This window comes from Paenibacillus sp. NMA1017 (genome assembly GCF_058895805.1).
Genome location: NZ_JBZXYR010000051.1, coordinates 1 through 1,205 on the forward strand (window position 1 = coordinate 1; position 1,205 = coordinate 1,205).

2 protein-coding genes and 1 pseudogene are annotated in these 1,205 nt (G+C 41.9%); all 3 read left to right on the forward strand.

Annotated elements, in window-relative coordinates; all coding sequences use genetic code 11:
• Positions 1-606 (forward strand): MATE family efflux transporter (locus tag AC5ELV_RS26280; RefSeq protein WP_493432456.1); only part of this gene is annotated, 606 nt, incomplete at its 5' end.
• Positions 607-692: 86 nt separating this feature from the next.
• A pseudogene (locus AC5ELV_RS26285) lies at positions 693-854 on the forward strand (maltose acetyltransferase domain-containing protein); the annotation flags it as partial.
• A 228-nt stretch (positions 855-1,082) separates the two neighbouring features.
• Positions 1,083-1,205, forward strand: a 123-nt coding sequence (locus tag AC5ELV_RS26290) for a DapH/DapD/GlmU-related protein (protein ID WP_493432457.1), incomplete at its 3' end; no start/stop codon positions are given.

The window sequence follows — 1,205 nt, forward strand, 5'->3', positions numbered from 1 at the left end:
GTTTGGGGAGGAGCTCTTACCGCCACGGCTGCAATTATTGGACATGTGAACTCCGATATGGTAGCCGCAAATTCCATAGCGTCTGTAGTTAAAAATCTAGCAGTGGTTCTCTGTGGAGGCACCGCTACTGGGGGCTCTGTACTTGTTGGGAAGTATTTGGGACAGGGTGAAATCGAGAAAGCAAAGCATGCGGGCAACAAAATGTGTTTTTATGCTTTGATATTTGGAGTCATTGCAGGCTGCACGATTCTGTTCATTAAACCATTGGTATACTCCATCGTCAATTTGAATCCAACTGCTCAAAGTTACCTAGATGGCATGCTGTACATCAGTGCGTATTATTGTATAGCCAAATCGATAAACTCCACAACTATAGCGGGTATATTCACGGCTGGTGGGGATTCTACATTTGGATTTTGGTGTGACACTGTTGTCATGTGGTTAATTATTCTACCGCTTAGTTACCTATGTGCTTTTGTTTGGCATGTCCCACCGATCTTTTTGTATATCGTCATCAGCTTAGACGAGATGATTAAATTACCCATTGCTTTTATTCGCTATCGACAGTTTAAGTGGCTTAACAACATCACTAGAAACTTTGCATAAGCCTGATCATAAATAAGGTTTTGCAATTTACTCTAATAAATATAAGCATGTATAAAGGAGAATGTGGCATGAACATCCAAGAACGAATGGCTAGCAAACAATTATTTACAGATCACGATGCTAATTATCCGAAAGAGGCTGCAGAGTTGGCAAAAGCACGCCAGCGTGGTAAGGCAATATGCTATGAAATTAATAATTTGCATCCAGATGATGTTGAAATGCGCAAAACGTTAATGAAACAACTTTTTGGAAGCATTGGAGAAAATGTATGGATGGAGCCGCCCATTCGCATGTCTTATGGTTCAAATACGACCGTAGGAAATAATGTATATATCAATTTCAATCTAACCGTGGTTGACGACTATAAAGTTGCGATTGGTAATGATGTCATGTTTGGCCCGAATGTAACGATTGCTGTCACGAATCATCCTGTACATCCAGAAAAGCGCAAAGAAGGCGGAATGTTTGCATTACCAGTGGCCATTGAGGATGGGGCATGGATCGGGAGCGGAGCGATTATTGTTCCAGGAGTCACGATTGGCAAAGGGAGTGTAATTGGTGCTGGTAGTGTGGTAACCAAGGATATCCCGGCGAATGTA